The following is a 25059-nucleotide window of genomic DNA, read 5'->3' as shown; positions in this document are numbered from 1 at the left end:
ATGGGAATCAGTTGCATTGGCTAAGACGAGACGTACCGCCGAAGGCTATCGAGTAAAAATAATTCTCATTTAGTTCAGGATCACCAGTGCCGGGTATTCCGAGAGCCTGGCCGAGGTGATGTGGGCCAGGGAGCGCACCACGTCCAGCGGCTGGTCAAGGCGGTAGTTGCCGGTGACAGCGACGCTGGCGATCTGGTCATTGTTGTTGACGATCCAGCCCGGGTAATAACGGCGCAACTCGGCGAGCACTTCGCCCATCGGGCAGTTTTCAAACACCAGGCGCCCTTGTACCCACGCCAGTTCCTTGTTGGCATCCAACGTGGACGGCGGGCCGAAGCCCTTGGGCCCGATGCGGATACTCTGGCCGGCACTCAGGCGTACGCGGGCATCATCGAAGGTGTTGCTCAGGTCCACATTGCCACGCTGGACCTGCACCTGGGCCTCGCCATTGAGGTAGCGCACGGCAAAGTCGGTGTCGTGCACGCTGGCGCGTACCGGGCCGGCATCGATTTGCATGGGCAGGCCAGGGGTGGGCAGCACTTCGAAAAACGCTTCGCCCTGATAGAGACGGGCGATGCGCTGGTGATCCTTGATACTGCTGGAGAATGCCGAGTTGGTGTTGAGCAGTACTTTGGAGCCATCGTCCAGCTGCAGGCGCTGGCGTTCGCCCACCACCGTGAGGTGATCGGCCTGCAGGCGCAGCGGCAGGTTGCTGAAGCTGAACAGCCCGACCAGCAACACGGCGGCGGTCGCCAGGGGTTTCCAATGAGGCTTGACCCGACGCCAGGCGCTCGGCTTGCGCGGCGCGGCGAGGGCCACCGCGGCACTGTGCACCGGCGCGCCGCCCCAGGCAGCCTGGGCCTTGGTGAAGGCCTGGGCATGGGCCGGGTCGCTGGCCAACCAGCGTTCGAATTCGGCTTGCTGCCCGGGCTGCGGGCACTGCAGGGTAATCAGCCAGTCGAGGGCTTGGTCCATGGCCGTGTCTTGCAACACCTCATGAGCCAGCTCATGGGGGCGCAGTTTATTCGGGTCCTTCACGGTGTTCCTCGGGTCTTCGCCACGTTCTGTTGATCTTTCCTACAGCTGAATCGGTAGAAGCTTAAGGCCGATCCAACCTTTCGGCCACACCTACGCAGATGGCCATAATCAATTTCAGTTCCTTTTGCACGGTGCTCAAGGACACCGCCAACTGATCGGCGATCTCCTGGTAGCTGCAACCGTGCAAGCGGCTGAGGATGAAAATTCGCTGCTGGCGGGGACTCAACTGGCCCAGGCTAACGCTCAGGTGTTCGAGCATTTGTTCGGCCTGGGTAGCCTCTTCGGGCGTGCTGGTGGGGGCGGCGACGCTTTGCAGGACATCCAGCGGAACATCTTCCTGCAGTGTGCGGGCCTGGATCCGGCGGGCACGCAGGTGGTCCAGCGCCAGGTTGCGCGCGGTTTGGTAGACGAAAGGTTCGAGGTGGTCGATGGGCCGTTCGCTCAACGCCCGGGTGACGCGCAGGTAGGTTTCCTGCAGCAGGTCCTCGGCGGTGCTGGGGTTATTCACCATGCGCTGCAAGGTGCGCAGCAGAATCAGCCGCTGGGTGAGAAAGACATGGTTGAAGCGAGATTGGCTCACAGTGATACCAGACCGATTTGCAGCAAATGATAATGCTTATCATCAACGCAAATGGCAAGTACCACTTTGCAGGGTCGAGAAGATCCCTGTGGGCGCCGGGCGTGCCCGCGATGCAGGCGGCTCGGTCTAAGTGTCAGACCGAGGTGATGTTATCGCGGGTAAGCCCCCCCACAAGCCTACTCCCGCTGGATTACTCGGCGTTGCACAGCGCCAGGCAGTTATCCAGCATGCGGTTGGAGAAACCCCACTCGTTGTCGTACCACGCCAGTACCTTGAGCAATTTGCCGCTGACCTTGGTGTGATTGGCGTCGAAGATCGACGACAACGGGTTGTGGTTGAAGTCGCTGGAAACCAGCGGCAGGGTGTTGTAGCCGAGGATCTTCGAATGTTGGCTGGCTTCCTTGAGCAGCGCGTTGACTTCTTCGGCTGTTGCCTCTTTTTTCAGGGTCACCGTGAGGTCCACCAGCGATACGTTGATCACCGGTACGCGCACCGCCATGCCAGTCAGCTTGCCCGCCAGTTCCGGCAGCACCAGGCCGACCGCTTCGGCGGCGCCGGTCTTGCTCGGGATCATGTTCTGGGTGGCCGAACGCGCACGGTATGGGTCGGTGTGGTAGACGTCGGTCAGGTTCTGGTCATTGGTGTAGGCATGGATGGTGGTCATCAGGCCGCTTTCGATGCCCAGTTCGCGGTGCAGTACCTGGGCGACCGGCGCCAGGCAGTTGGTGGTGCACGAGGCGTTGGAGATGATCTGGTGGGATTGGCGCAGAATGTCATGGTTCACACCGTAGACCACGGTGGCGTCCGCACCTTTGGCCGGTGCAGAAATGATCACCTTGCGCGCGCCGGCGGTAATATGGGCGGCAGCCTTGTCACGGTCGGTGAACAGGCCGGTGCATTCGAACACCACGTCGATCTTGTGGGCAGCCCACGGCAGGTCGGCCGGGTTGCGAATGGCACTGACGGCGATCCGGTCACCATTGACGGTCAGGCTTTCCTGATCGTGGGCGACCTCTGCTTCGAATGTGCCATGTACGGTGTCGTATTTGAGCAGGTGGGCATTGATGGAGCTGTCGCCCAGATCGTTGATGGCGACGATCTGCAAATCCTGGCGGTAGCCTTGGGTATACAGTGCGCGCAGGACATTACGGCCGATACGGCCAAAACCATTGATTGCGATACGAAGAGTCATTGGAAAGTGCCTGTCGTCGATTTGTTGTAAGAATTACAAGATTATTCGCATAAAAATAGAAAACAAGCCTTTTTAGTGGCAATATTTTGTTCAATCTACAACGAGTGACCTGAATCAACTGGTCCGATGATCCAAACGACTCCCTGCCATCCCATGCGCTGCGGGCGTTTGATCAGCATAGACACTCAGGTCGCCACATCCGTTAGCCTGGAGTTCTATACATGCATCCCCGCGTCCTTGAGGTCACCGAACGGCTTATCGCCCGCAGCCGCGCCACCCGCGAGGCCTACCTTGCGCTCATTCGCGGTGCAGCCACCGACGGTCCGATGCGCGGCAAGCTGCAATGCGCCAACTTCGCCCACGGCGTGGCCGGTTGCGGCACTGAAGATAAAAATAGTCTGCGCATGATGAATGCCGCCAACGTGGCAATTGTTTCGTCATATAACGACATGCTCTCGGCGCACCAGCCTTACGAACATTTCCCCGAACAAATCAAGAAAGCCCTGCGTGAAGTCGGCTCGGTCGGCCAGTTCGCCGGCGGCACCCCCGCCATGTGCGACGGCGTCACCCAGGGCGAGCCGGGCATGGAGCTGAGCCTGCTCAGCCGTGAAGTCATTGCCATGTCCACGGCGGTAGCGCTGTCCCACAACATGTTCGACGCCGCGTTGATGCTGGGCATTTGCGACAAGATCGTCCCCGGCCTGATGATGGGCGCCCTGCGCTACGGCCACCTGCCGATGATCTTCGTACCGGGCGGCCCGATGCCATCGGGTATCTCCAACAAGCAGAAAGCCGACGTGCGCCAGCGTTACGCCGAAGGCAAGGCCACCCGCGAAGAGCTGCTGGAATCGGAGATGAAGTCCTACCACAGCCCCGGTACCTGCACGTTCTACGGCACCGCCAACACCAACCAGTTGCTGATGGAAGTGATGGGCCTGCACTTGCCGGGTGCCTCGTTCGTCAACCCGTACACGCCGCTGCGCGATGCCCTGACCCGCGAAGCTGCGCACCAGGTCACGCGCCTGACCAAGGCCAACGGTAGCTTCATGCCGATCGGCGAGATCGTCGACGAGAAGTCCATCGTCAACTCGATCATCGCCCTCAACGCCACCGGCGGGTCCACCAACCACACGCTGCACATGCCGGCGATCGCCATGTCGGCGGGCATCATCCTGACCTGGGACGACATGGCCGACCTCTCCGAGGTGGTACCGACCCTGTCCCACGTGTATCCAAACGGCAAGGCGGATATCAACCACTTCCAGGCGGCGGGCGGGATGTCGTTCCTGATCCGCGAACTGCTTGAAGCCGGCCTGCTCCACGAAGACGTCAACACCGTGGCCGGCAAAGGCTTGAGCCGCTACACCCAGGAGCCGTTCCTAGTGGACGGCGAGCTGATCTGGCGCGACGGCCCCATCGAGAGCCTCGACGAAAGCATCCTGCGCCCGGTGGCCCGTGCGTTCTCGCCGGAAGGCGGCCTGCGCGTGATGGAAGGCAACCTCGGGCGTGGGGTGATGAAGGTTTCGGCGGTTGCCCTCGAGCACCAGATCGTCGAAGCGCCGGCAGTCGTGTTTCAGGACCAGCAAGACCTGGCCGACGCGTTCAAGGCCGGCCAGTTGGAAAAAGACTTCGTCGCCGTGATGCGCTTCCAGGGCCCGCGCTCCAATGGCATGCCGGAGCTGCACAAGATGACGCCGTTCCTCGGCGTGTTGCAGGACCGTGGTTTCAAAGTCGCGTTGGTAACAGACGGGCGCATGTCCGGCGCCTCGGGTAAGATTCCCGCCGCGATCCACGTCAACCCCGAAGCCCAGAGCGGCGGGCCGCTGGCGCGGGTGCGTGATGGCGATATCATTCGCGTCGATGGCGTGAAGGGCACTCTTGAGCTTAAGGTGGACGCCGAAGAATTTGCAGCGCGCGCGCCTGCCACGGGCCTGTTGGGCAATAACGTGGGGGCCGGTCGCGAGCTGTTTGCATTTATGCGCTTGGCCGCAAGCTCCGCAGAGCAAGGCGCCAGCGCCTTTACCTCTGCCCTGGAGACGCTTAAGTGAAGTTAGCGCTGGTCGGTGACATCGGTGGAACCAACGCCCGGTTTGCGTTGTGGCGGGACCAGGAACTGCATTCGATTCGCGTGCTGGCCACGGTGGATCACGCCAGTCCTGAGGACGCCATCAAGGTGTATCTCAAGGAAGAAGGCCTGGAAATCGGCGCCATCGGCCTGGTATGCCTGTCGGTGGCCGGTCCCGTGAGCGGTGATGAATTCAAGTTCACCAACAACCACTGGCGCTTGAGCAAGACCGCGTTTTGCCAGACGTTGCAGGTGGATGAGTTGCTGCTGGTCAACGACTTCTCGGCCATGGCCCTGGGCATGACCCGCCTCAAGCCCGACGAATTCCGCGTGGTCTGCGCAGGCACGCCGGAACCGTTGCGCCCGGCGGTGGTGATCGGCCCGGGCACCGGCCTGGGCGTCGGCACCCTGCTGGACCTTGGCAGCGGCCGTTGGGCCGCATTGCCGGGGGAGGGCGGCCATGTCGACCTGCCCCTGAGCAGCCCGCGCGAAACCCAGCTGTGGCAGCACATTCATGCTGAAATCGGTCACGTCAGCGCCGAGACCGCCCTGAGCGGCGGCGGCTTGCCGCGTCTGTATCGCGCGATTTGTGCGGTGGACGGGCACACGCCGGTGCTGGATACGCCCGAAGCCATCACGGCAGCGGGGCTGGCAGGTGATCCGGTGGCGATGGAAGTGTTGGACCAGTTCAGCATCTGGCTGGGCCGCGTGGCGGGTAATAACGTGCTGACCACCGGCGGGCGCGGTGGCGTGTATATCGTGGGTGGGGTGATACCGAGGTTTGCCGACTTCTTTATCGCCAGCGGGTTCGCCAGAAGCTTCGCGGACAAAGGTTGCATGAGTGACTACTTCAAGGGGATTCCGGTGTGGTTGGTGACCGCGCCGTATTCCGGGTTGACCGGGGCGGGTGTGGCTCTGGAACAGGCTTTTGCGTAGACAGTGATGGCCCTGTCGGGAGCAAGCCCCCTGTGGGAGGAGGCTTGCCCCCGATGAAGGCCTCAAGGGCACCCAATGACTTAAGCTTCGCCATAACAACAAGGAGGCCCCGTGAGCGTAATCAGTAAATCCATTCTCCTCGTCGACGACGATCAGGAAATCCGCGAATTGCTGCAGACCTACCTCAGCCGCGCCGGCTTCCAGGTGCGTGGCGTGGCGGATGGCGCGGGGTTCCGCCAAGCGATGACCGAGGCGCCGTGCGACCTGGTCATCCTTGATGTGATGTTGCCGGACGAAGACGGTTTCAGCCTTTGCCGCTGGATCCGCCAACACCCGCGCCAGGCTCAAGTGCCGATCATCATGCTCACTGCCAGCTCCGATGAAACCGACCGTGTGATCGGCCTGGAGCTGGGCGCCGATGATTACATCGGCAAGCCCTTCAGCCCCCGCGAGTTGCAAGCGCGGATCAAGGCGCTGTTGCGCCGCGCCCAGTTCGGCCAGGAGCAGCGGGGCAGCAGCGATGTGCTGGTGTTCGATGAATGGCGCCTGGACATGATCAGCCACCGCCTGTTTCACGTGGATGGCGAGGAAGTGATCCTCTCCGGCGCCGACTTTGCCTTGCTCAAATTGTTTCTCGACCACCCGCAGCAGATTCTCGACCGCGACACCATCGGCAATGCCACCCGTGGCCGTGACCTGATGCCGCTCGACCGGATCGTCGACATGGCCGTCAGCCGGCTGCGTCAACGCCTGCGCGATACCGAGAAGCCTCCGCGGTTGATCCGCACCGTGCGCGGCAGCGGTTATCAGTTGGCAGCCAGCGTGGTTGCCGGCAATGCCCACTGACCACCTGAGCGAACGTCGCCGCCGCTTCCCGGTACCGCGCTCCCTGCTGGGGCGCATGCTGCTGCTGACCTTGCTGGCGGTGCTGTTCGCCCAAGCGCTGTCGAGCGTGATCTGGGTCTCGCAGCTGCGCGCCACTCAGCTTGAAGGTCTGGTTACCAGTGCCCGCAGCCTGGCGCATTCGATGACCGCCAGCGTGAGTTATTTCCGCTCGTTGCCGGTGGCCTATCGTCCGTTGGTGCTGGACCAGCTGCGCAGCATGGGCGGGACGCGTTTTGTCGTGACCCTCAACGACCGTCCGCTGGACATGGAAGTGTTGCCCGAAACCCCACGCAAGCAAGCCGTGCTGGTGGCCGTGGACGAAGTGCTGCGCCAGACCCTCGGCGCCGACGTGCATATTTCGGTGGAATTTGTCAGCGCCGAAGACCTGCGCATCTTCAATGCCGGCCTCAAGCTCGATGAGTTGCCGCGCTCCTGGGCTCATTACGCATTGACCCTGGAACCGGTGAACCCGCCCGTGCTGGTGACCCAGATCGAGCTGGCCCCCGGCGAATGGCTGTACATCGCCTCGTTGCTGCCCGAACCCTACACCAGCCTCGAAGAACAGGGCCTGCCGTCCCAGCAAGTGTGGTTCATCGTGCTGACCAGCGGCTTCCTGTTGCTGTTCATCGGCCTGTTGGTGCACTGGCAAAGCCGGCCCCTCAAGCGCCTGGCGCGGGCGGCGCGGGACATGTCCCTGGGCGCCGATGTTGAACCGGTGGCTGAAGGTGGCGGCAGTGAAGTGGTGGAGGTGGGCCGTGCCTTCAATGCCATGCGTGAACGCATCAGCCGCTACCTCACCGAACGCAGCCAGCTGTTCAGCGCGATTTCCCACGACCTGCGCACACCCATCACGCGCCTGCGTCTGCGGGTGGAATTGCTGGAAGACGACAACCTGCAAAACAAATTCGGCCGCGACCTGGATGAGCTGGAGTTGCTGGTCAAGGGCGCGCTGCAATGCGTGAAAGACACCGATATCCACGAAAACATCGAACCGGTGGATCTGAACCACGTGCTCGACTGCCTGGTGGAACCTTACCTGGCGCCGAACGGCAATGGCCGGGTGACCCAGCACGGTCGCGCGCTCACCCCTTACCCAGGCAAACCGCTGGCGCTCAAGCGCTGCATCGGCAACCTGATCGACAACGCCTTGAAGTACGGGCAGAACGCCCATTTGCACATCGAGGACGATGGCGTGCAATTCATCCTGCATGTGGACGACGAAGGCCCGGGGGTGCCGGAGCAGCGGCTGGAGCAGGTCTTCGAGCCGCACTTCCGCCTGGCCGGGCAGCAGCAGGGTTATGGGCTGGGGTTGGGGATTGCGCGCAACATCGCCCACAGCCATGGCGGGGAAGTGAGTTTGCAGAATTTGCGTGAGGGTGGGTTGCGGGTGACCTTGCAACTACCCCGCGGGCTGGACTGAATCAGCAGGCAAGCCAGCCCCACACTTTGGTTATCGGTGGGTCAGATGCTTTGGCGCAGTCTGGCCAAATCTCTCAGGGGCGGCGCACCGAATAACCGGCTGTACTCGCGGCTGAACTGCGACGGGCTTTCATACCCCACGCGATACCCGGCCGCCGACGCCTCCAGGCCTTCGGCAATCATCAGCCTGCGCGCTTCCTGCAAGCGCAGTTGCTTCTGGTATTGCAACGGGCTCATGGCGGTGATCGCCTTGAAGCGGTGGTGCAAGGTCGACACGCTCAGGTTCACTTCCTTGGCCAGGTCATCGATTCGCAGGGGTTGTTCATAATTGCGGTTCAACCAGGTGATCGCCTGGCTCACCCGATGGCTCTGACTGTTGGCCACGGCAATTTCATACAGGCGATAGCCCTGTGGCCCCCGCAACAGGCGATAGAGAATCTCCCGGTTGATCAACGGCGCGAGCATGGCGACGTCTTTGGGCGAGTCCAGCAGGCGTGCGAGGCGCAGCACGGCGTCGAGCAGTTGATGGTCGATGCGGTCGACGTACATGCCACGGGACGTGGGCCGCGACGGCACACCCATGGGGCCGGCCTCGGCAATCAAGGCCGTGAGCTGAGCCGGGTCGATGTTGATGCGTATCGACAGGTTCGGGTCTTCCGGGGTGGCCTCGATGATCCGCCCGGCTACTGGCATGGCGACCGAAAACACCAGGTAATTGAGCGGGTCGTAGGCGAAGATCTCGTCCGCCAGGCGCACCTCCTTGCTGCCACTGGCCAGGATGCACAGCGCCGGCTCCACCAGCACCGGCATGAAGTCCCGTGGCGTGTTGTGGCGGTTGAGGTACAGCGAGGAGATGGCGGTCCCGTAGGAACCCTCTTCCCAAGTGTGACGATGAATGATGCTGGCCAGTTCGGCGCGCTGTTTTTCCATTTCGGCGTCGAGGGGCGCGGGCGTTTTTTCGGGCGACGACATGGGGCGTCCTCTGCAGGCTTTTCTGATGGGCCCAGCTTAACGGTGGGTGTGCAAAAGTGTTATGTCGATTCTGCACAATCCTTGCCTGATCCTGCGCCTCGTCGTGAATCAGGCAAGGGCAGCGGCCGTCTTGTGCCTGATACAAGGCCTTGGCGTTCGGCGTGGGCCGGCGCTGCCATCGTCCTCACTATGCTTCTGGCAGGATTGTGCAATAAGCCGGCAGGAATCGACTAACCGCGCTGGCAACTGCACCGGTATCTTTGATCCTGTGGCAACACGCCCTCACAGTGCTTGCCGAGCATCACTTCTCAACGGGAGAGTCGAACATGTCCACCCCCATTCCCGCGAGCCATATGGCCTTTATTCGCGCCCGCACCGGGTGCAGCACCGAACTCGGTGCACGTTTGAGCAGTTTGATCGAACCGGGTCGCCAAGCGTCTGGCTGCCTGCAGTTTTCGTTGCAGCAGTCCCAGGTTGACGACGATGTGTGGCTGGTCTCGGGTTTCTGGAGCAGCGAGCAGGCCATGAGCGCCTATTTCAACTCGCCGGCCCTGGTGATCTTCACCGAGTTGTTGAACGACATGGTGGTCCGCAGCATGGATTTCCAGACCTTTACCGACGCATCGGCCGTCAATGCCTATGGTGAGTACCTGCAACTGGCGGGTTAGGGTTTAGAATGGCCGACTTTCCATTGGCCAGGACCTGCAACATGGCACGTAAACAATTTGCCCACCACGAAGCCGTTTCCGCCGTCGTACCGGGGGAGGGCGGCTACAGCGCCGCCGTCGCCGTCAAGGCACTGGATGGCATGGGGGCGCCAAGGTTTCACAAGATTCTTGATGGGCAGAGGTTCAAGACGGCATCCGATGCCGATGATGCGGCAACGTTGCAGTTGGAGCGGCTAGTAGATGTGGATGAAGAAGGCCAGCTTTCCTGGGCACCCGCCACATTCTAAAAAATACTACTCGTTCGAATGTGGGAGGGGGGCTTGCCCCCTCCCACAGTTTTAATCGCATTTCAGTCAGGGGCGAGTGGCACCTGGGCGGTACATCTTGAACAGCGCTTCTGGCCCCAGCTGGAAATAATCCGCCGGCCCGCCACCGCGCAGGATCGGCTCGGCAGCGGCCGTGTCGTAGATGCCATCCTTGAGCAGCCACTTGGCGATATGCACCGCCACCACTTCACCCAGCACCAGCCAGCTCGGCACCAACGCTTTGTCAGCACGTTGCAGTTGGATGATCTGCGTGACCTTGCATTCAAACGACACCGGGCTCTCGCCCACACGCGGCACGCCCACGATCTTTGAAGCCACTGGCGTCAGGCCGGACAATTCGAACTCATTGACCTCGGGCGAAACCGCTGCGCAGCTCTGGTTCATCTGCTCGGCCAACGGGCGGGTTGCCAGGTTCCAGACGAACTCGCCGGTCTGCTCGATATTGTTCAGGCTGTCTTTGCGCCCGACACTGGAAAACCCGATGATCGGCGGGATGTAGTTGAACGCATTGAAGAAGCTGTAGGGCGCCAGGTTCAGGCGGCCTTCGCTGTCGTGGGACGAGATCCATCCGATCGGCCGTGGGCCGACGATAGCGTTGAACGGATCGTGTGGCAGGCCGTGGCCGTTGGCGGGTTCGTAAAAATGGATATCGTCGGACATGGCCGGTTCTGCTCTCGATTTCGGAGCAGACATCATAACCAAAGTGGAAGCATGGTTGTGTGGGAGCCGGGCTTGCCCGCGACGCAGGCACCTCGGTTTTTCAGGTGCGCCGAGATGATGCTATCGCCGGCAAGCCAGCTCCCACTGAAGCCCATAGAGTTAGTCGGTGGTGATACGCGAGTGCTTGCGCGTGTCCTTCATGGTCACGTACACCAGCAACGACACCGCAATACACCCGGTCACGTACCAGTAGTAGCCGGTTTCCATGCCGATGCTCTTGAACCACAGCGCGATGTATTCAGCGGTACCGCCGAAGATCGACACGGTCAGGGCATACGGCAGGCCGACGCCCAGGGCGCGGATTTCGGTAGGGAACAATTCAGCCTTCACCACCGCATTGATCGAGGTGTAGCCGCTGACGATGATCAGTGCCGCCATGATCAGGAAGAACGCACCCCACCAGGTCTGGATGGTGTGCAGGGTGGTGAGGATGGGCACGGTGCACAGGGTGCCGAGCACACCGAAGGCGATCAGGATCGGACGACGGCCGACCTTGTCCGACAGCCCGCCGATAATCGGTTGCAGGCACATGAACAGGAACAGGGTCGCGGCTGAAATCGTGGTGGAGTCGGAGATGCTCATGCCGACGGTGTTCACCAGGTATTTCTGCATGTAGGTGGTGTAGGTGTAGAACGCCAGCGTACCGCCCATGGTCAGGCCGACCACGGTCATCAGTTCCTTGGGATGGCGCATCAAGGTGCGCATGGCGCTTTCCTTGGCTTTTGCCTTCTTGGTGAACGACTCGGTTTCTTCCATGCCACGACGCAGGTACAGCGCCACTACCGCGCACAGGGCGCCGATGGCGAACGGGATGCGCCAGCCCCAGGCGTACAGTTGTTCAGTGGTCAGCAGTTGTTGCAGCACGATCAGCACGCCGAGGGCGATGAGCTGGCCGGAGATCAGGGTCACGTACTGGAAGCTGGAGTAGAAACCACGGCGCTCCTTGGTGGCCATCTCGCTGAGGTAAGTAGCGGAGGTGCCGTATTCGCCACCCACCGACAGCCCCTGCAGCAAGCGGGCGAATACCAGCAGGATCGGCGCGCCGATACCAATGATTTCATAACCCGGGCTCAGCGCAATCAGCAGCGAGCCGAAACACATCAGGTAGACCGAGGCCATCAAGGCTTTCTTACGCCCGACCTTGTCGGCGTAGAGGCCCATCAGCCAGCCACCGATCGGACGCATCAGGAAGCCCACGGCGAAGATTGCGGCGGTGTTGAGCAGTTGGGCGGTGGTGTCGCCCTTCGGGAAGAAGGTCTTGGCGAAGTACAGTGAAAAGGCTGCATACACGTACCAGTCGTACCACTCGACCATGTTGCCGACGGAACCACTGAAAATCGATTTGATGCGGCTGGAGGTGGTGCGCTCTTTCGTCGGCGCGGCCGCCGACCCCAGAGGCAGGGCGTTGGAGTTATCCATTGAAGGATCCTTCATCTAATTGTTTTTGTGGAGCGGCGCGTGCGCAGCCTTGCTGGGCTATAGCAGGAGCTGTGCCAGGTGGACGAAGGCCCGGCCTAGAAGGGTTGGAAGATTTTTTTGAGCGGAATGTTGCTGATGATTACAGGGTGATGAGCGGAAATCCGCTTATGGCGGCCGGCCTCATCGGGGGCTAGCCCCCTTCCACACGTGACCGTATTCCACATTTGGAACTCGGTCGAATGTGGGAGGGGGCTTGCCCCCGATGGCGGCCTGTCAGGCGATAAAAAATTGGCCTAGAGAAACATCTCTCGCACCAACCCATGCCGTTGCATCTTCTCATTCAACGTGCGCCGCGGCAGTTGCAGCTCCGCCAGCACCGCCTTGATATCGCCTTTGTGCCGGGTCAACGCGCCTTTCAGGCAATGCGCTTCGAACGCCTCCTGCTGCGCCGCCAACGACTGCCCTGGCTCGATCGCCTCCGGCTCCGGCTCGCCGAGGCCAAGCACCTGGCGTTCGGCGAAGTTCGCCAGTTCACGTACATTGCCTGGCCAGTCATGGCTGAGCAGTCGCCCCAGTTGGGCGCCGCTCATCGGCTCGACGTTGCGGCCCATGCGCTGAGCGGCGCTGTAGGCAAAGTGATCGAACAGCAGCGGAATATCTTCGCGGCGCTCGCGCAGCGCAGGCAGGCGCAGTTGTGCCACGTTCAGCCGATAAGCCAGGTCTTCGCGAAAGCGTCCGGCGCGGGCCTCTTCCAGCAAGTCCGGCTTGGTGGCGGCGATGATGCGCAAATCCACCGCGATACTCTGGTTGGACCCCAGCCGTTCCAATTTCTGCTCCTGCAGCACCCGCAGCAGTTTGACTTGCTGGGCCAGCGGCATGCTTTCGATTTCATCGAGGAACAACGTGCCGCCGTGGGCATATTCCAGCTTGCCGATGCGCTTGCCCTGAGCGCCGGTGAACGCACCGCTTTCGTGGCCGAACAGCTCGGCTTCAAACAACTGCTCGGGGATGGCCGCACAGTTGAGCGCCACAAAAGCTTTTTTCGCCCGCGGGCCAAAATCATGCAGGCAGCGCGCGACCAGCTCCTTGCCGCTGCCGGTTTCGCCCCGGATCAGTACGTTGACCGGCAGGCTCGCCAGATCCAGCACCTGGCGGCGCAGGGTCTGCAAGCTGCGGGAAACGCCGAGCAGGCTGGATTCCAATTGGGCCTTCTGGTCGGCCTGTTGATGCAGGCGCCGGTTTTCCAGAATCAGCCCGCGTTTATCCAAGGCTCGGCGCAGGCTGTTGAGCAGGGCATCGGGGCTGAAGGGTTTTTCCAGAAAGTCGTAGGCGCCGTCACGCATGGCTTCGACCGCCATCGGCACATCGCCGTGGCCGGTGAGCAGGATCACCGGCAGGTCGGCGTCGCGGCGCTGCACCTCGGCCAGCAGTTCGAGGCCACCGAGACCGGGCATGCGCACGTCGCTCAGGATCACCCCGGGAAAGTCCCTGGGCAATTGCGCCAGGCATTCTTCGGCGCGGCTGAACACCTGCACGTCAAACCCAGACAGGCTCAACCACTGTTCGACAGCCGTAAGAATGCTCGCTTCATCATCGACCACAATCACCGCATTCAACATGGCTCGGGTGTCTCCAGCGCGATAGGCAGGGTGAGGGTGAACACGGCACCGTCGCCCTGGTTGCCGGCGGTCAGGCGTCCGCCCAGTTCGTGCACGATAGCGTAGGACACGGCCAGCCCCAAACCGAGCCCGTCACCCACCGGCTTGGTGGTGAAGAACGGGTCGAACACACTGGTGAGGTGGTCCTCGGCAATCCCGCCGCCGCTGTCGCTGACGCTCAATCGCCACAACTGTTGGTCGGCGTGCAGGCGGATTTCAAGGCGTTTGCGCGGTTTGTCGGTCATGGCGTCGAGGGCGTTGCGCAGCAGGTTGATCAACACTTGTTCCAGGCGGATCGCGTCGCCACGTACCCACGCCGGTCGGGTCAGGTCCAGCACCACGCCAATGCCTTCATCACGCAGTCGCGCGTCGAGCAAGTGCAGGGACTGGTCGACCACCCTGGCCAGATCCAGCCGTTCGCGCAGGCCGCTGGGGCTCTTGCGTGCGAAGGTCTTGAGATGGCCGGTGAGCGCGGCCATGCGCGTGAGCATTTCGTCCAGCGGGGTCAGGGCCTTGTAGGCATCGTCGACACGACCGTGGTCGAGCAACAGGCGCAAGGTCGCCAGCTGCATGCGCTGGGCGGTCAGTGGCTGGTTGATCTCGTGCGCGAGCGCGGCGGACATCTGCCCCAGTGCTGCCAGCTTGGCCGATTGCACCAGTCCGTCCTGGGCCGTGCGCAGGGCCTGGGTGCGTTCTTCCACCAGTTGCTCAAGCTCTGCGCGACTGCGTTGGCGCATCCTGGCCAGGCGCCAGCGTTGGTTCAGGAACAGCGCCAGAAACACCAGCGCCAGCCAGGATCCGGCGGCGGCAAGGCCGGCATTGCGCTGGTCCTCAAACGCAAACTGCGGCTTGCGCAACAGGTGCAAGGTCCAGCCTTCGGCTTTGAGCGGCAGGGATTCCCAGATGTAATTGGCATTGCCGTCGGGGCCATTGACGCGTACCAAGTGGCTGTTGTCGTCGAAACGTTGCAACGCCTGGGTGTCCAGAGGTTGCAGTTGCTTCTTGTCATATTGGCGGGTGGCCTTGAGCTCTGCCAGATCGTTGGCGGACAGCGGCCGCAGGTTGCGATAACGCCATCCGGGTTGATTGGCGATAAACACGATGCCCCGGGCGTCGCTGACCAGCAGCAAGTCATTGCCCTGGGCCCATTCGCGCTCAAGCTCCGGGAACTCCAGCTTGACCACCATGGCGCCGAGGAACTGCTCGTGCTCATCGAGCACGGCGCTGGAGAGGAAGTACCCCGGCACGCCGGTGGTCACTCCCACCGCGTAAAAGCGACCGGTGCCCTGGCTCAGGGTCTGGCTGAAATAAGGGCGAAACGCGTAGTTGTGGCCAACGTAACTGCTGGGCAGGTTCCAGTTACTGGCGGCCACGGCCAGGCCGGTGCGGTCCATCAGCTCAAGCGTGGAAGATTGCGCCGCGCCGTTGATGCGCTCCAGCTTGCGGTTGAGTACGTCCTGGGTGACAGCGTCCAGCGGGCCCTTCAACGCGCTGATCATCTCCGAGTCCAGCGCCAGTACCGCGGGCAGGGCGCGGTAGCGTTCGATCAAGGTGTGCAGGGAATTGGCGTACAGCGCTAATTGCTGGTTGGCGCGAGCGGCGTCGTCTACCAACGCCTGGCGTTCGGCATGACGGGTAGCCAGGGCGGCAGCCAGCACCGCACCGGCGATGATCAACAGGGAATAGAAGGTCAGGCGCAGGGGGCGGGGGATCACGATCATACGGGGATGAGCAGGTGCAGTGAGGGGAGTGCACCATACCATTGTGGGAGGGGGCTTGCTCCCGATAGCGCAGTGTCAGTCACCGAATGTGTTGACTGATACTGCGCGATCGGGGGCAAGCCCCCTCCCACATTTTTTTGCCGGGAAAGTGCTTACTGCACTTCTACCGCCAGGCTCTCACTGATTTTTTTCTGCCAGATGGCAGGGCCAGTGATATGGACGGATTCGCCCTTGCTGTCCACGGCAACGGTGACCGGCATGTCTTTGACGTCGAACTCGTAGATCGCTTCCATACCCAGCTCGGCGAAGGCGACAACGCGGGACTTCTTGATGGCTTGCGCCACCAGGTAAGCGGCGCCGCCGACGGCCATCAGGTACACGGCTTTATGGTCCTTGATCGCTTCGATGGCGGTCGGGCCGCGCTCGGATTTGCCGATCATGCCCAACAGGCCGGTTTGTTCGAGGATCTGACGGGTGAACTTGTCCATCCGCGTCGCGGTGGTCGGGCCCGCCGGGCCAACCACTTCTTCGCGCACCGGATCAACCGGGCCGACGTAGTAGATGAAGCGACCCTTGAGGTCCACCGGCAGGGTTTCGCCCTTGTTCAGCATCTCGACCATGCGCTTGTGCGCGGCGTCGCGACCGGTGAGCATCTTGCCGTTGAGCAGGACGGTTTCGCCCGGCTGCCAGCTCTGCACTTCTTCCGGGGTAAGGGTGTCGAGGTTGACGCGACGGGCCGACGGGCCGGCTTCCCAGACGATTTCCGGGTAGGCGTCCAGCGGTGGCGCTTCCAGCGACGCCGGGCCCGAGCCGTCGAGCACGAAGTGCGCGTGACGGGTGGCGGCGCAGTTGGGGATCATGCACACCGGCAGGGAGGCGGCGTGGGTCGGGTAGTCCATGATCTTCACGTCGAGCACGGTGGTCAGGCCACCCAGGCCCTGGGCGCCGATGCCCAGTTGGTTGACCTTCTCGAACAGCTCCAGGCGCATCTCTTCGATGCGGTTCTGCGGGCCGCGTTTTTTCAGCTCGTGGATGTCGATGGATTCCATCAACACTTCCTTGGCCATCACCGCAGCTTTCTCGGCGGTGCCGCCGATGCCGATACCGAGCATGCCCGGTGGGCACCAGCCGGCGCCCATGGTCGGAACGGTCTTGAGCACCCAGTCAACGATCGAGTCGGACGGGTTGAGCATGGCCATTTTCGACTTGTTCTCGGAACCGCCGCCCTTGGCCGCCACGTCCACTTCCACGGTATTACCCGGGACGATGGAGTAGTGGATGACCGCCGGGGTGTTGTCCTTGGTGTTTTTACGCGCGCCTGCCGGGTCGGCGAGGATGGATGCACGCAGGACGTTTTCCGGCAGGTTGTAGGCGCGACGCACGCCTTCGTTGATCATGTCGTCCAGGCCCATGGTGGCGCCATCCCAACGGACGTCCATGCCCACGCGCACGAACACGGTGACGATACCGGTGTCCTGGCAGATCGGGCGATGGCCGGTGGCGCACATGCGCGAGTTGATCAGGATCTGGGCGATGGAGTCACGGGCCGCTGGCGATTCTTCGCGCAGGTAGGCTTCGTGCATGGCCTGGATGAAATCAACGGGGTGGTAATAGGAGATGAATTGCAGGGCGTCGGCAACGCTCTGAATCAGGTCGTCTTGCTTGATCACGGTCATGAGTCGCGCTCCTCTATAAGGGAACATTCAATAAAGGTGGCTTCAGTGTTGCATCGGTCGGCTGAAGCCACCTTTCCAAGGCACGCCAAAATGGTGCAGGCGCGACGCTAAAAAGGCGCGGCAGTATAACCCGGCGCGGTGGCCGATACACCCGACTATGGTCAAACTGTCGCAGGCATGATTCCCTGTGCGCGTCCCCGGTGATTGAGACCTTTATATGCCTGAACTGTACGTCGGCGAACGCCATTGGTCGGTGTCCACCGGCAGTAACCTGCTGGATGCCTTGAACCAGGCGGGTGTGGCCGTGCCCTACAGTTGCCGCGCCGGCAGTTGCCATGCCTGCCTGGTGCGATGTGACGGCGAAGTTACTGACCGGCAGCCGGATGCGCTGAGCCCGGCGCAACGCCAGGATGGTTGGCGTCTGGCGTGTCAGTGCCAGGTCAGCGGCGACCTGCGGGTTGACGCATTTGACCCCGCTCGCGACGGTCTGGCGGCCGAGGTGGTCGGTGCCGATTGGCTGAGCCCGTCGGTGCTGCGCCTGCGCCTGCAACCGGAGCGTGGCCTGCGTTATCGCGCGGGGCAACATCTGGTGTTGTGGGCGGGGCAGGTGGCGCGGCCGTATTCCCTGGCGAGCCTGCCGCAGGAGGATGGGTTTCTGGAGTTTCACCTCGATTGTCGGTTACCCGGTGAGTTCAGCACGCTTGCCCGACAATTGCAGGTTGGCAACTGTTTACGCTTGGGCGAACTGCGCGGCGGCGCGCTGCACTATGACCCGGACTGGCAAGCCCGGCCGTTGTGGCTGCTGGCGTCGGGCACGGGGCTGGGCCCGTTGTGGGGCGTGTTGCGCGAGGCGTTGCGCCAGGACCATCAGGGCGCCATTCGTGTGATTCATCTGGCCCATGATGCGGACGGGCATTACCTGGCCGACCCCCTGGCGCAACTGGCCGCACAGCATCCCAACGTGACGGTGGAGCTGTGGACGGCGGCGCAGGCGACCCAGGCATTGGCGCAACTGCGGGTGGTTTCGCGGCAGACGCTGGCGTTGCTTTGCGGGCACCCGGCCAGTGTCGAGGCGTTTTCCAAGCGCTTGTTCCTGGCGGGCCTGCCGCGCAATCAACTGCTGGCCGATGTGTTCCTGCCACGTGGTTGAGCGCCGGGTTCTACAGCCGCTGCAGCACTGATATCAGCTGGCGCTGACTCTTGGGCTGGCGGGGCTTGCCCGCGATGAGGCCCTGAGAGCCGGCAGGTCACTCTGAAATGCAAAAAGCCCCGCCATTCACAGGGCGGGGCTTTTTGTTTTTCAGCGTGTCACTTAGACCTGCGGGTCGCCCACGTGCAGGATCTTCATGCCATTGGTGCCACCGGTGGTGTGGTAGCTGTCGCCCTTGGTCAGGATGACCCAGTCGCCTTTCTCCACGACGCCACGCTTGACCAGCTCATCAATGGCGGCCTGGCTGACTTCGTTCGGTGCCAGCGAAGCCGGATCGAACGGAATGGTGTACACGCCACGGAACATCGCTGCGCGAGCCTGGGCTTCGCGGTGCGGGGTGAACGCGTAGATCGGCACCGAGGAACGGATGCGCGACATGATCAACGGCGTGTAGCCACTTTCGGTCAGGGCGATGATCGCTTTCACGCCCGGGAAGTGGTTGGCGGTGTACATGGCGGCCAGCGCGATGCTCTGGTCGCAGCTTTCGAACTCTTTGCCGATGCGGTGGCTGGAGGTCTTGCTGGTCGGGTGCTTTTCAGCGCCGAGGCAGATACGCGCCATGGCTTGCACCGCTTCCAGCGGGTACGGGCCAGCAGCACTTTCGGCCGAGAGCATCACGGCGTCGGTGTAGTCGAGCACGGCGTTGGCCACGTCGGACACTTCGGCGCGGGTCGGCATCGGGTTCTGGATCATCGACTCCATCATCTGGGTCGCCACGATCACCGCTTTGTTGTGACGGCGTGCGTGCAGGATGATCTTTTTCTGGATACCGATCAGTTCGGCGTCGCCGATTTCCACACCCAGGTCGCCACGGGCAACCATGACCGCGTCGGAAGCCTTGATCAGGCCGTCGAGGGTTTCGTCATCGGCCACGGCTTCGGCGCGTTCGATCTTCGCCACCAGCCAAGCGGTGCCGCCGGCTTCGTCACGCAGTTTACGGGCGTATTCCATGTCGGCAGCGTCGCGCGGGAAGGACACGGCGAGGTAGTCCACTTCCATTTCGGCGGCGAGCTTGATGTCAGCCTTGTCTTTTTCAGTCAGGGCCGGTGCGGTCAAGCCACCCCCACGACGGTTGATGCCTTTATGGTCGGACAGCGGGCCGCCGATGATCACGGTGCAATGCAGTTCGGTCGGGGTCGCGGTGTCGACGCGCATCACAACGCGGCCGTCATCCAGCAGCAGCTCGTCACCGACGCCGCAGTCCTTGACCAGGTCCGGGTAATCGATACCCACGACTTGCTGGTTGCCTTCGGTCAGCGGGTGGCTGGTGGAGAAGGTGAAGGTGTCACCGATCTTCAGCTCGATTCGCTTGTTGGCGAATTTGGCGATACGGATTTTCGGGCCTTGCAGGTCACCCAGCAGTGCGACAAAGCGGCCATGTTTGGCGGCCAGGTCACGCACCAGCTTGGCGCGAGCCTTGTGCTCGTCCGGGGTGCCGTGGGAGAAGTTCAGACGGGCAACGTCCAAACCAGCCAGAATCAGCTGTTCGAGGACTTCCGGCGAGTTGCTGGCCGGGCCAAGGGTGGCGACGATTTTGGTACGACGGACGGACATGCACAGACTCCTGAGTTCAAGCGCTGGGGAAGGCTACTATGCTCTTTCGTTGTAGTCATTGTTCGTTTGCACTACTTATCGACGATTGACTTGTTTTCGTTGCGGCGTCATGACGAACAACCTTGAAGATTTTTGCCAAGGGGTCGATACACTGCACAAGACAGGAGAACCCTAATGCGAATTTTGCTCATTGCTGCCCTGGCCGTCAGTGTTGTCGGCTGTACCCGTTGGTCGATGGACCACCATTTGAACAACGCTTACCGTGCCTACAAGGTTGGTGATTGCGAGCGCGTGACCCTGGAGTTGTCCCAGGTCGACCGTGAAAGCCGCACGCGGCGCTATGTGCAGCCGGAAGTTTCGATGTTGCGAGGTCAATGCCTGGAGCGCCAGAAACTGTTTGTCGACGCCGCACAGACCTACCAATTCATCATCAACCAATTCCCGTCGAGTGAGTACGCCTACCGCGCTCGCGCCAGGCTCGACACCCTGCAACAGCTGGGTTACTACCGCGGCGCAAGCACCATCCCGCCGCGTCCTGCATCTTTGTGATGATATTCGTCATTTCATAGCTGGCCCGCTGCCAGTCTTGGGCTATCCTTTAAATGTTCGTTTGTACAAGTTTCTGTTCGAACGTATGAGGGACCCGGATTCGGCAGCGGTCTAGTGGCACTGTGTTGTCACACCGATATCCAGGGAGAGCGGGCCGTTGTCGCCCGTTCCGAATCACTGGCGCGGCCAGAGTCCTGGCCAAAGGATGACGATCTCACTATGTTTACCGAGCGACGGATCGAGCGGCATCAGCTTTCTTGTTTCCTGCAAGTATTCAACCGGCTCACCGACAAACCTTTAGGTTTCCTGGGCAATGTTTCGCAAGACGGGCTGATGTTGATCAGCCAGTTGCCCATGATGGTGAATGTCGATTTTGAACTGCGCGTGAAGATTCCCAAGGCTGACGGCACTTACCACCCTGTCGACTTTACGGCGACCTGCCTGTGGAGCCAGGAGGACATCAACCCGCAGCATTACGATTCCGGATTCCGCGTACTGCAGGCTTGCGACGAGTACGGGTACCTGATCAACGCCCTCTTGCATTACTTCAGTTTTGATCCCTTGCAGGCTTCGGCCTGATTCTCCTGCGTGGTCGAGCCGGTATGGGCGTTGCTCCTCACCGGTTCAAAACACGCCTGCTTTCTTCCAACCCAGGTAGCGGGTGACCAAGTCTGCGCCCAGCTCGGATGGCACGCTGTCCAGCACCGCCACGCCATGTGCGCTCAATCGGTCATGCAGTTCATCGCGGGCATTGAGGTAATCGACCGTGCCGCTGTAGGCCAGCGCTTCGGACACGGTTTGCACAGGGGAGTGGCGCAGGTGGTCGAGGATCTCCTCACGCAAACTGGCCACCAGTACCCGGTGTTGACGGCTTATGCGCTTGACGGCGGTCAGCAGTGCCTCATCATCTTCGTCCCGCACGTTTGTGACCACGACCACCAATGCGCGGCGCTTTTGTCGGGCCAGTAGCTGGCTCGCGGCGGCCTGGTAGTCGGCGGCGCGCCGGGTGGTGTCCAGGTCATACACTGCGTTGAGCAGCACGTTCAACTGGCTGGTGCCCTTGGCCGGTGGCAGATAGAGCGGTTGGTCGCCGGCAAAGGTGCTCAGCCCCACCGCGTCACCCTGACGCAAGGCAACGTAGCCGAGCAGCAGGCAAGCGTTGAGCGCGTGGTCAAAGTGAGACAACTCACCATCCTGGCTGCGCATGCGTCGGCCGCAATCCAGCATGAACAGGATCTGCTGGTCGCGTTCGTCCTGATACTCCCGGGCAATGGGCGTACGCTGTCGCGCGGTGGCCTTCCAGTCAATCTGCCGCAGGCTGTCGCCATCGCGAAACTCGCGTAATTGATGAAACTCCAGCCCCAACCCGCGCCGCGGGTATTGACGCACGCCCAGTTGGCTTAGCCAGTTATCCACACCCAGCAGTTGTGCACCGGCAAGGCGTGCAAAGTCCGGGTACACACGGGTGACATCCTCGGCCTGGATAAAACGCCGCGAGGACCACATTCCCAGCGGGCTGGGCAGGTAGATTTCACAGCGGCTGAAACGAAAATGCCCGCGCCGCGAGGGGCGCAGGCGATAACCCAACTCGCTGTGTTCGTCAGGTTTGAGCGCGATGTTCTGAGGCATGTTTTCCACACCCAGCCCATCCGGGACGTGATCGAACACCTGCACCGTCATTGGCTGAGGGTAATCATGCTCCAGCGTCAGGCGTACCTCGCACCAGTGCCCAAGGGCAAGGCTACCAGGCATCTGCCGGCGTACTCGCGGGGTTGGAATACGGCGCAGTCGCAGAGCGTCCAGCAGGGCGAGCAGCATCAGTGCCAGGAGCAGGCCCCAAGCCACCGAATACAAGGTGTCGGGTACCTTGTACTGCAACGCGGCAGCTGCGCCCAACAGGGTATTCACACCCAGCAGCAAGCCTAGCCAGATCAACAGCAGACGGTTCGGTTTCATCGGCAGCTCATTGCCTTGGGGCCGGAATCTGATCGAGCAGTTGCTTGAGTACCTGATCGACCTCAAGCCCGTCGATATCCAGCTCTGGAGCGATGCGCACGCGGTGGCGAAGCACGGCCAGGGCGCATCCCTTGACGTCATCCGGGGTGACGAACTCGCCGCCGCGCAGCAAGGCGCACGCACGGGCACTGCGTACCAGCGCAATCGACGCCCGTGGGCCGGCGCCGATGGCGAGTCCCGGCCAGCTACGGGTGGCCCTTGCTAGGCGCACGGCATAGTCGAGTACGTGTTCATCGAGGGCGAGATCGCTGGCGACTTGCTGCAACTGCACCACATCTTCAGCCTGCAACACCGTGCGCAGTGGTTGCACCTCCAGCATGTCGGCCTGGGATGAGCGCGTGACTTCGCGCACCATATCCAGCTCCTGCAGGGCATCGGGGTAGTCCATGCGTACCTTGAGCATGAAACGGTCCAGCTCGGCTTCCGGCAGGGGATATGTCCCTTCCTGTTCGATAGGGTTCTGGGTCGCGAGCACCATGAACGGTTGGCCGATAGGCAGCGCCTCGCCTTCGAGGGTGACTTGCCGTTCCTGCATGGCTTCCAGCAGCGCCGCCTGGGTCTTGGCGGGGGCACGGTTGATTTCGTCAGCAAGCAACAGATGGGTGAAAACCGGTCCTTTGCGCAACTTGAACTGTTCGGTACGCAGGTCGTAGACAGCGTGACCGGTGACATCGCTGGGCATCAGGTCGGGGGTGAACTGGATCCGCGCAAAGTCGCCCTCGAAGCAGCGTGCCAATGCGCGAACCAACAACGTCTTGCCCAGACCTGGAACCCCTTCGAGCAGCACGTGGCCGCCAGCGATCAGTGCGATCAGCACTTCGTCGATCACCCGGTCCTGGCCGATCACCGCCTTGCGTAACTCCGCGCGCAGGGCCTGGGCCTGCTGGCTGGCACGTTGCAGGGTGTCGCTGGCGGGGGCAGTGGTGTTTGGAAAATCAGTCATAGGGCATTCCTGAGGGTTTGCAGACAAGCCACCTGCCGGCTGAAATCGGCGCTGGAAAGCCGTTTCGTCGGGATGGGGCCAAGGGCCTGGCTGATGACGTGAGAGGGTTGGCGCGTCAGGTGCTCAAGCGCGCGCCACTGTTCGTCACTGCCCAGGTGTTCAAAGCCCGGGTGGCGTTTGCGGGCGGCGCGCAGAATGTCGCGCTGCAAGGCTTGCAACAGCGTGGCGTGGCCACTGCGGCGCAGCAGGAAGTCGGCGCTGGCCTTGAGGTGTTCCTGCAACTGGCGACGTGCCTTCGGCGCGGGAGGCTGGAGGGGACCGCTCCGCAAGCTGGCGTGCCAGATAACCAGGATGACCAAGGCAAAGAGTGCGACCAGCGCCTGAGGGAAATAGCGCAGCAGCAGGGTGAGCAGATTGTCGAAATCGCTATTGAACAATAAGGTCACGGCAGTGCCCTGGTTCAGGTACCACAGCAGCCAGGCGTTGTCGTGCTTGCCGATGGCCGGGGTTTTCCACAGGTCACTGTCGGTGATCACTGTCACCCGTCCCTTGCCGAGGTCAAGTTGCATCAGGTGGCTGGACGTTGCGCTATTGGCCGAGAACTGCGCCAGATGCGTAGGGTCGGTGAGGTTGAAGTCGGTATCGAAGCTGAAGTAGGCCGGGGCCGTTTCATTGTCGACGTAGAGCTTGGTGAGGTCCGGTTTTTTCTTCTTCTGTGTTGGCGCCGGTTCTTCAGGTTCGTCGCTCAGGGTCTGGTGGATAGGCAGGCGGTCAAGTAACAGGTCACCGCTCTTACCGGCCTCTTCATCCCACAGGGCTTCGGCGACCAGCAGCAGATGGCCGCCGGACTTGACCCAGTTGAGCAGTTGCTCGACCTGACGGGATGACATATAGCTGCGTTCACCCAGCAACAACAAGCTGTTGCCCTTGGGTGGCAAAGTCGCCAGGCGCTCAAGGTTGCTGGCATGTTCGACCGCAAGGCCTTGCCGGCGCAGGAAGTGTTCGGCCGCCAGGTAGGGATTGGCCTGTGCTTCGGGAGAGGGCCCGCGTTCCACGACTTCGTCATAGGGAATGGCTTTGCTCCAGACGACAAAGCCGCCTGCTGCCAACAGGCACGCCAGCAACATCCCTATCCCAATCCAAAGCCTGTTCATGTGATGGCCTTCGAGTTGAACAGGGCGCGCCAGTCATCGCTCAGCTTTTGCTGGGCGGAGGCCGCGGGAAGTCGGTGGCCATAGGCGAGGTTTTGCCAGTGGTGGGTCAGCTCGGCGCTGAACGCCACCAGTTGAGGTTGCTGCAGTTGATGCACGCGCTGCAAGACCTGGCCTTCGGTGTCGGCGTTTGTGAGTGGCAAGTTGAAATCGTTCAGCAGCCGGTTGAGCAAACCGCGATAGAGCAGGCCAAGGGCTTCACGCGGCTGGGTCGACCATAGCTGCTCGACGACGCTGGCGATGTCATCCGGCAAGGTGTCGGTGCCCAGGTTCAGGCCAAAGAGTTGGGTGGGTGGGGGAG

23 protein-coding genes are annotated in these 25059 nt (G+C 61.9%); 9 read left to right on the top strand and 14 right to left on the bottom strand.

Features of this window, described 5'->3' with window-relative positions:
• Positions 1–69: 69 nt before the first annotated feature.
• The 3 genes from CQ041_RS17750 to gap all read right to left on the bottom strand — a co-directional run bounded on the left by CQ041_RS17750 (position 70) and on the right by gap (position 2810).
• Positions 70–1038: a FecR domain-containing protein gene (locus tag CQ041_RS17750; protein WP_105523811.1), complete on the bottom strand. Its 969-nt coding sequence runs from the start codon at positions 1036–1038 to the stop codon at positions 70–72.
• A 61-nt stretch (positions 1039–1099) separates the two neighbouring features.
• Positions 1100–1618, bottom strand: coding sequence for an RNA polymerase sigma factor (locus tag CQ041_RS17745; RefSeq protein WP_105523810.1), 519 nt, complete (start codon positions 1616–1618; stop codon positions 1100–1102).
• A gap of 190 nt (positions 1619–1808) precedes the next feature.
• The gene (gene gap, locus CQ041_RS17740; protein WP_105523809.1) at positions 1809–2810 is read right to left on the bottom strand and encodes a type I glyceraldehyde-3-phosphate dehydrogenase; all 1002 of its coding nucleotides are present in this window, start codon (positions 2808–2810) and stop codon (positions 1809–1811) included.
• 221 nt (positions 2811–3031) lie between these two features.
• On the opposite strand from gap, the gene edd reads away from it, so the two are divergent.
• From edd to CQ041_RS17720, 4 genes are all read left to right on the top strand, one after another.
• Positions 3032–4858: a phosphogluconate dehydratase gene (edd, locus tag CQ041_RS17735; RefSeq protein WP_105523808.1), complete on the top strand. Its 1827-nt coding sequence runs from the start codon at positions 3032–3034 to the stop codon at positions 4856–4858.
• Positions 4855–5811 carry a glucokinase gene (locus CQ041_RS17730; protein ID WP_105523807.1) on the top strand — a complete coding sequence of 319 codons (957 nt, stop codon included), beginning with the start codon at positions 4855–4857 and terminating at the stop codon, positions 5809–5811. The genes edd and CQ041_RS17730 overlap by 4 nt, the downstream gene beginning before the upstream one ends.
• A gap of 111 nt (positions 5812–5922) precedes the next feature.
• Positions 5923–6657: a response regulator gene (locus CQ041_RS17725; protein WP_105523806.1), complete on the top strand. Its 735-nt coding sequence runs from the start codon at positions 5923–5925 to the stop codon at positions 6655–6657.
• Positions 6647–8116 (top strand): ATP-binding protein, encoded by a 1470-nt coding sequence (locus tag CQ041_RS17720; RefSeq protein WP_105523805.1) that lies wholly within the window; start codon positions 6647–6649, stop codon positions 8114–8116. Before CQ041_RS17725 ends, CQ041_RS17720 begins: the two co-directional genes overlap by 11 nt.
• A gap of 41 nt (positions 8117–8157) precedes the next feature.
• On the opposite strand, the gene CQ041_RS17715 is transcribed toward CQ041_RS17720, so the two are convergent.
• Positions 8158–9087: an AraC family transcriptional regulator gene (locus CQ041_RS17715; RefSeq protein ID WP_105523804.1), complete on the bottom strand. Its 930-nt coding sequence runs from the start codon at positions 9085–9087 to the stop codon at positions 8158–8160.
• A 326-nt stretch (positions 9088–9413) separates the two neighbouring features.
• On the opposite strand from CQ041_RS17715, the gene CQ041_RS17710 reads away from it, so the two are divergent.
• Positions 9414–9755, top strand: a complete 342-nt coding sequence (locus tag CQ041_RS17710; protein ID WP_105523803.1) for an antibiotic biosynthesis monooxygenase family protein — start codon at positions 9414–9416, stop codon at positions 9753–9755.
• A 41-nt stretch (positions 9756–9796) separates the two neighbouring features.
• Positions 9797–10042, top strand: a complete 246-nt coding sequence (locus CQ041_RS17705; RefSeq protein ID WP_105523802.1) for a hypothetical protein — start codon at positions 9797–9799, stop codon at positions 10040–10042.
• A 66-nt stretch (positions 10043–10108) separates the two neighbouring features.
• On the opposite strand, the gene CQ041_RS17700 is transcribed toward CQ041_RS17705, so the two are convergent.
• From CQ041_RS17700 to CQ041_RS17680, 5 genes are all read right to left on the bottom strand, one after another.
• On the bottom strand, positions 10109–10741 hold the full coding sequence (locus tag CQ041_RS17700; protein WP_105523801.1) for a flavin reductase family protein: 633 nt from the start codon (positions 10739–10741) through the stop codon (positions 10109–10111).
• A 159-nt stretch (positions 10742–10900) separates the two neighbouring features.
• Positions 10901–12220, bottom strand: coding sequence for an MFS transporter (locus CQ041_RS17695; protein ID WP_105523800.1), 1320 nt, complete (start codon positions 12218–12220; stop codon positions 10901–10903).
• A 293-nt stretch (positions 12221–12513) separates the two neighbouring features.
• On the bottom strand, positions 12514–13839 hold the full coding sequence (locus CQ041_RS17690) for a sigma-54 dependent transcriptional regulator (RefSeq protein WP_105523799.1): 1326 nt from the start codon (positions 13837–13839) through the stop codon (positions 12514–12516).
• Complete coding sequence (locus CQ041_RS17685; protein WP_105523798.1) at positions 13833–15599, bottom strand: ATP-binding protein; 1767 nt, start codon at positions 15597–15599, stop codon at positions 13833–13835. Before CQ041_RS17685 ends, CQ041_RS17690 begins: the two co-directional genes overlap by 7 nt.
• Before the next feature lie 152 nt (positions 15600–15751).
• Positions 15752–17275, bottom strand: coding sequence for a fumarate hydratase (locus CQ041_RS17680; protein ID WP_016971118.1), 1524 nt, complete (start codon positions 17273–17275; stop codon positions 15752–15754).
• 217 nt (positions 17276–17492) lie between these two features.
• Here CQ041_RS17680 and CQ041_RS17675 point away from each other — a divergent pair, with 217 nt between their 5' ends.
• On the top strand, positions 17493–18425 hold the full coding sequence (locus CQ041_RS17675; RefSeq protein ID WP_105523797.1) for an iron-sulfur-binding ferredoxin reductase: 933 nt from the start codon (positions 17493–17495) through the stop codon (positions 18423–18425).
• A 162-nt stretch (positions 18426–18587) separates the two neighbouring features.
• On the opposite strand, the gene pyk is transcribed toward CQ041_RS17675, so the two are convergent.
• Positions 18588–20039, bottom strand: a complete 1452-nt coding sequence (pyk, locus tag CQ041_RS17670; protein ID WP_105523796.1) for a pyruvate kinase — start codon at positions 20037–20039, stop codon at positions 18588–18590.
• Between the two features lie 174 nt (positions 20040–20213).
• Here pyk and CQ041_RS17665 point away from each other — a divergent pair, with 174 nt between their 5' ends.
• Both CQ041_RS17665 and CQ041_RS17660 read left to right on the top strand, forming a co-directional pair.
• On the top strand, positions 20214–20588 hold the full coding sequence (locus CQ041_RS17665) for a hypothetical protein (RefSeq protein ID WP_105523795.1): 375 nt from the start codon (positions 20214–20216) through the stop codon (positions 20586–20588).
• A 219-nt stretch (positions 20589–20807) separates the two neighbouring features.
• Positions 20808–21167, top strand: a complete 360-nt coding sequence (locus tag CQ041_RS17660) for a pilus assembly protein PilZ (protein WP_105523794.1) — start codon at positions 20808–20810, stop codon at positions 21165–21167.
• Positions 21168–21212: 45 nt separating this feature from the next.
• Here the strand turns inward: CQ041_RS17660 and CQ041_RS17655 are convergent, their stop codons facing one another.
• From CQ041_RS17655 to CQ041_RS17640, 4 genes are all read right to left on the bottom strand, one after another.
• Positions 21213–22544: a DUF58 domain-containing protein gene (locus tag CQ041_RS17655; protein WP_105523793.1), complete on the bottom strand. Its 1332-nt coding sequence runs from the start codon at positions 22542–22544 to the stop codon at positions 21213–21215.
• A 7-nt stretch (positions 22545–22551) separates the two neighbouring features.
• Positions 22552–23547, bottom strand: coding sequence for a MoxR family ATPase (locus CQ041_RS17650; RefSeq protein WP_105523792.1), 996 nt, complete (start codon positions 23545–23547; stop codon positions 22552–22554).
• A complete protein-coding gene (locus CQ041_RS17645) occupies positions 23544–24701 on the bottom strand; it encodes a DUF4350 domain-containing protein (protein WP_105523791.1) in 1158 nt (385 codons plus the stop codon). Before CQ041_RS17645 ends, CQ041_RS17650 begins: the two co-directional genes overlap by 4 nt.
• The coding region (locus CQ041_RS17640; RefSeq protein WP_146116875.1) for a DUF4129 domain-containing protein at positions 24698–25059 on the bottom strand (362 nt) is incomplete at its 5' end. The genes CQ041_RS17645 and CQ041_RS17640, both read right to left, overlap by 4 nt.

Source organism: Pseudomonas sp. MYb60, from assembly GCF_002979555.1.
Classification (GTDB): Bacteria; Pseudomonadota; Gammaproteobacteria; order Pseudomonadales; family Pseudomonadaceae; genus Aquipseudomonas.
This window is presented reverse-complemented; position numbering and strand designations above follow the sequence as displayed.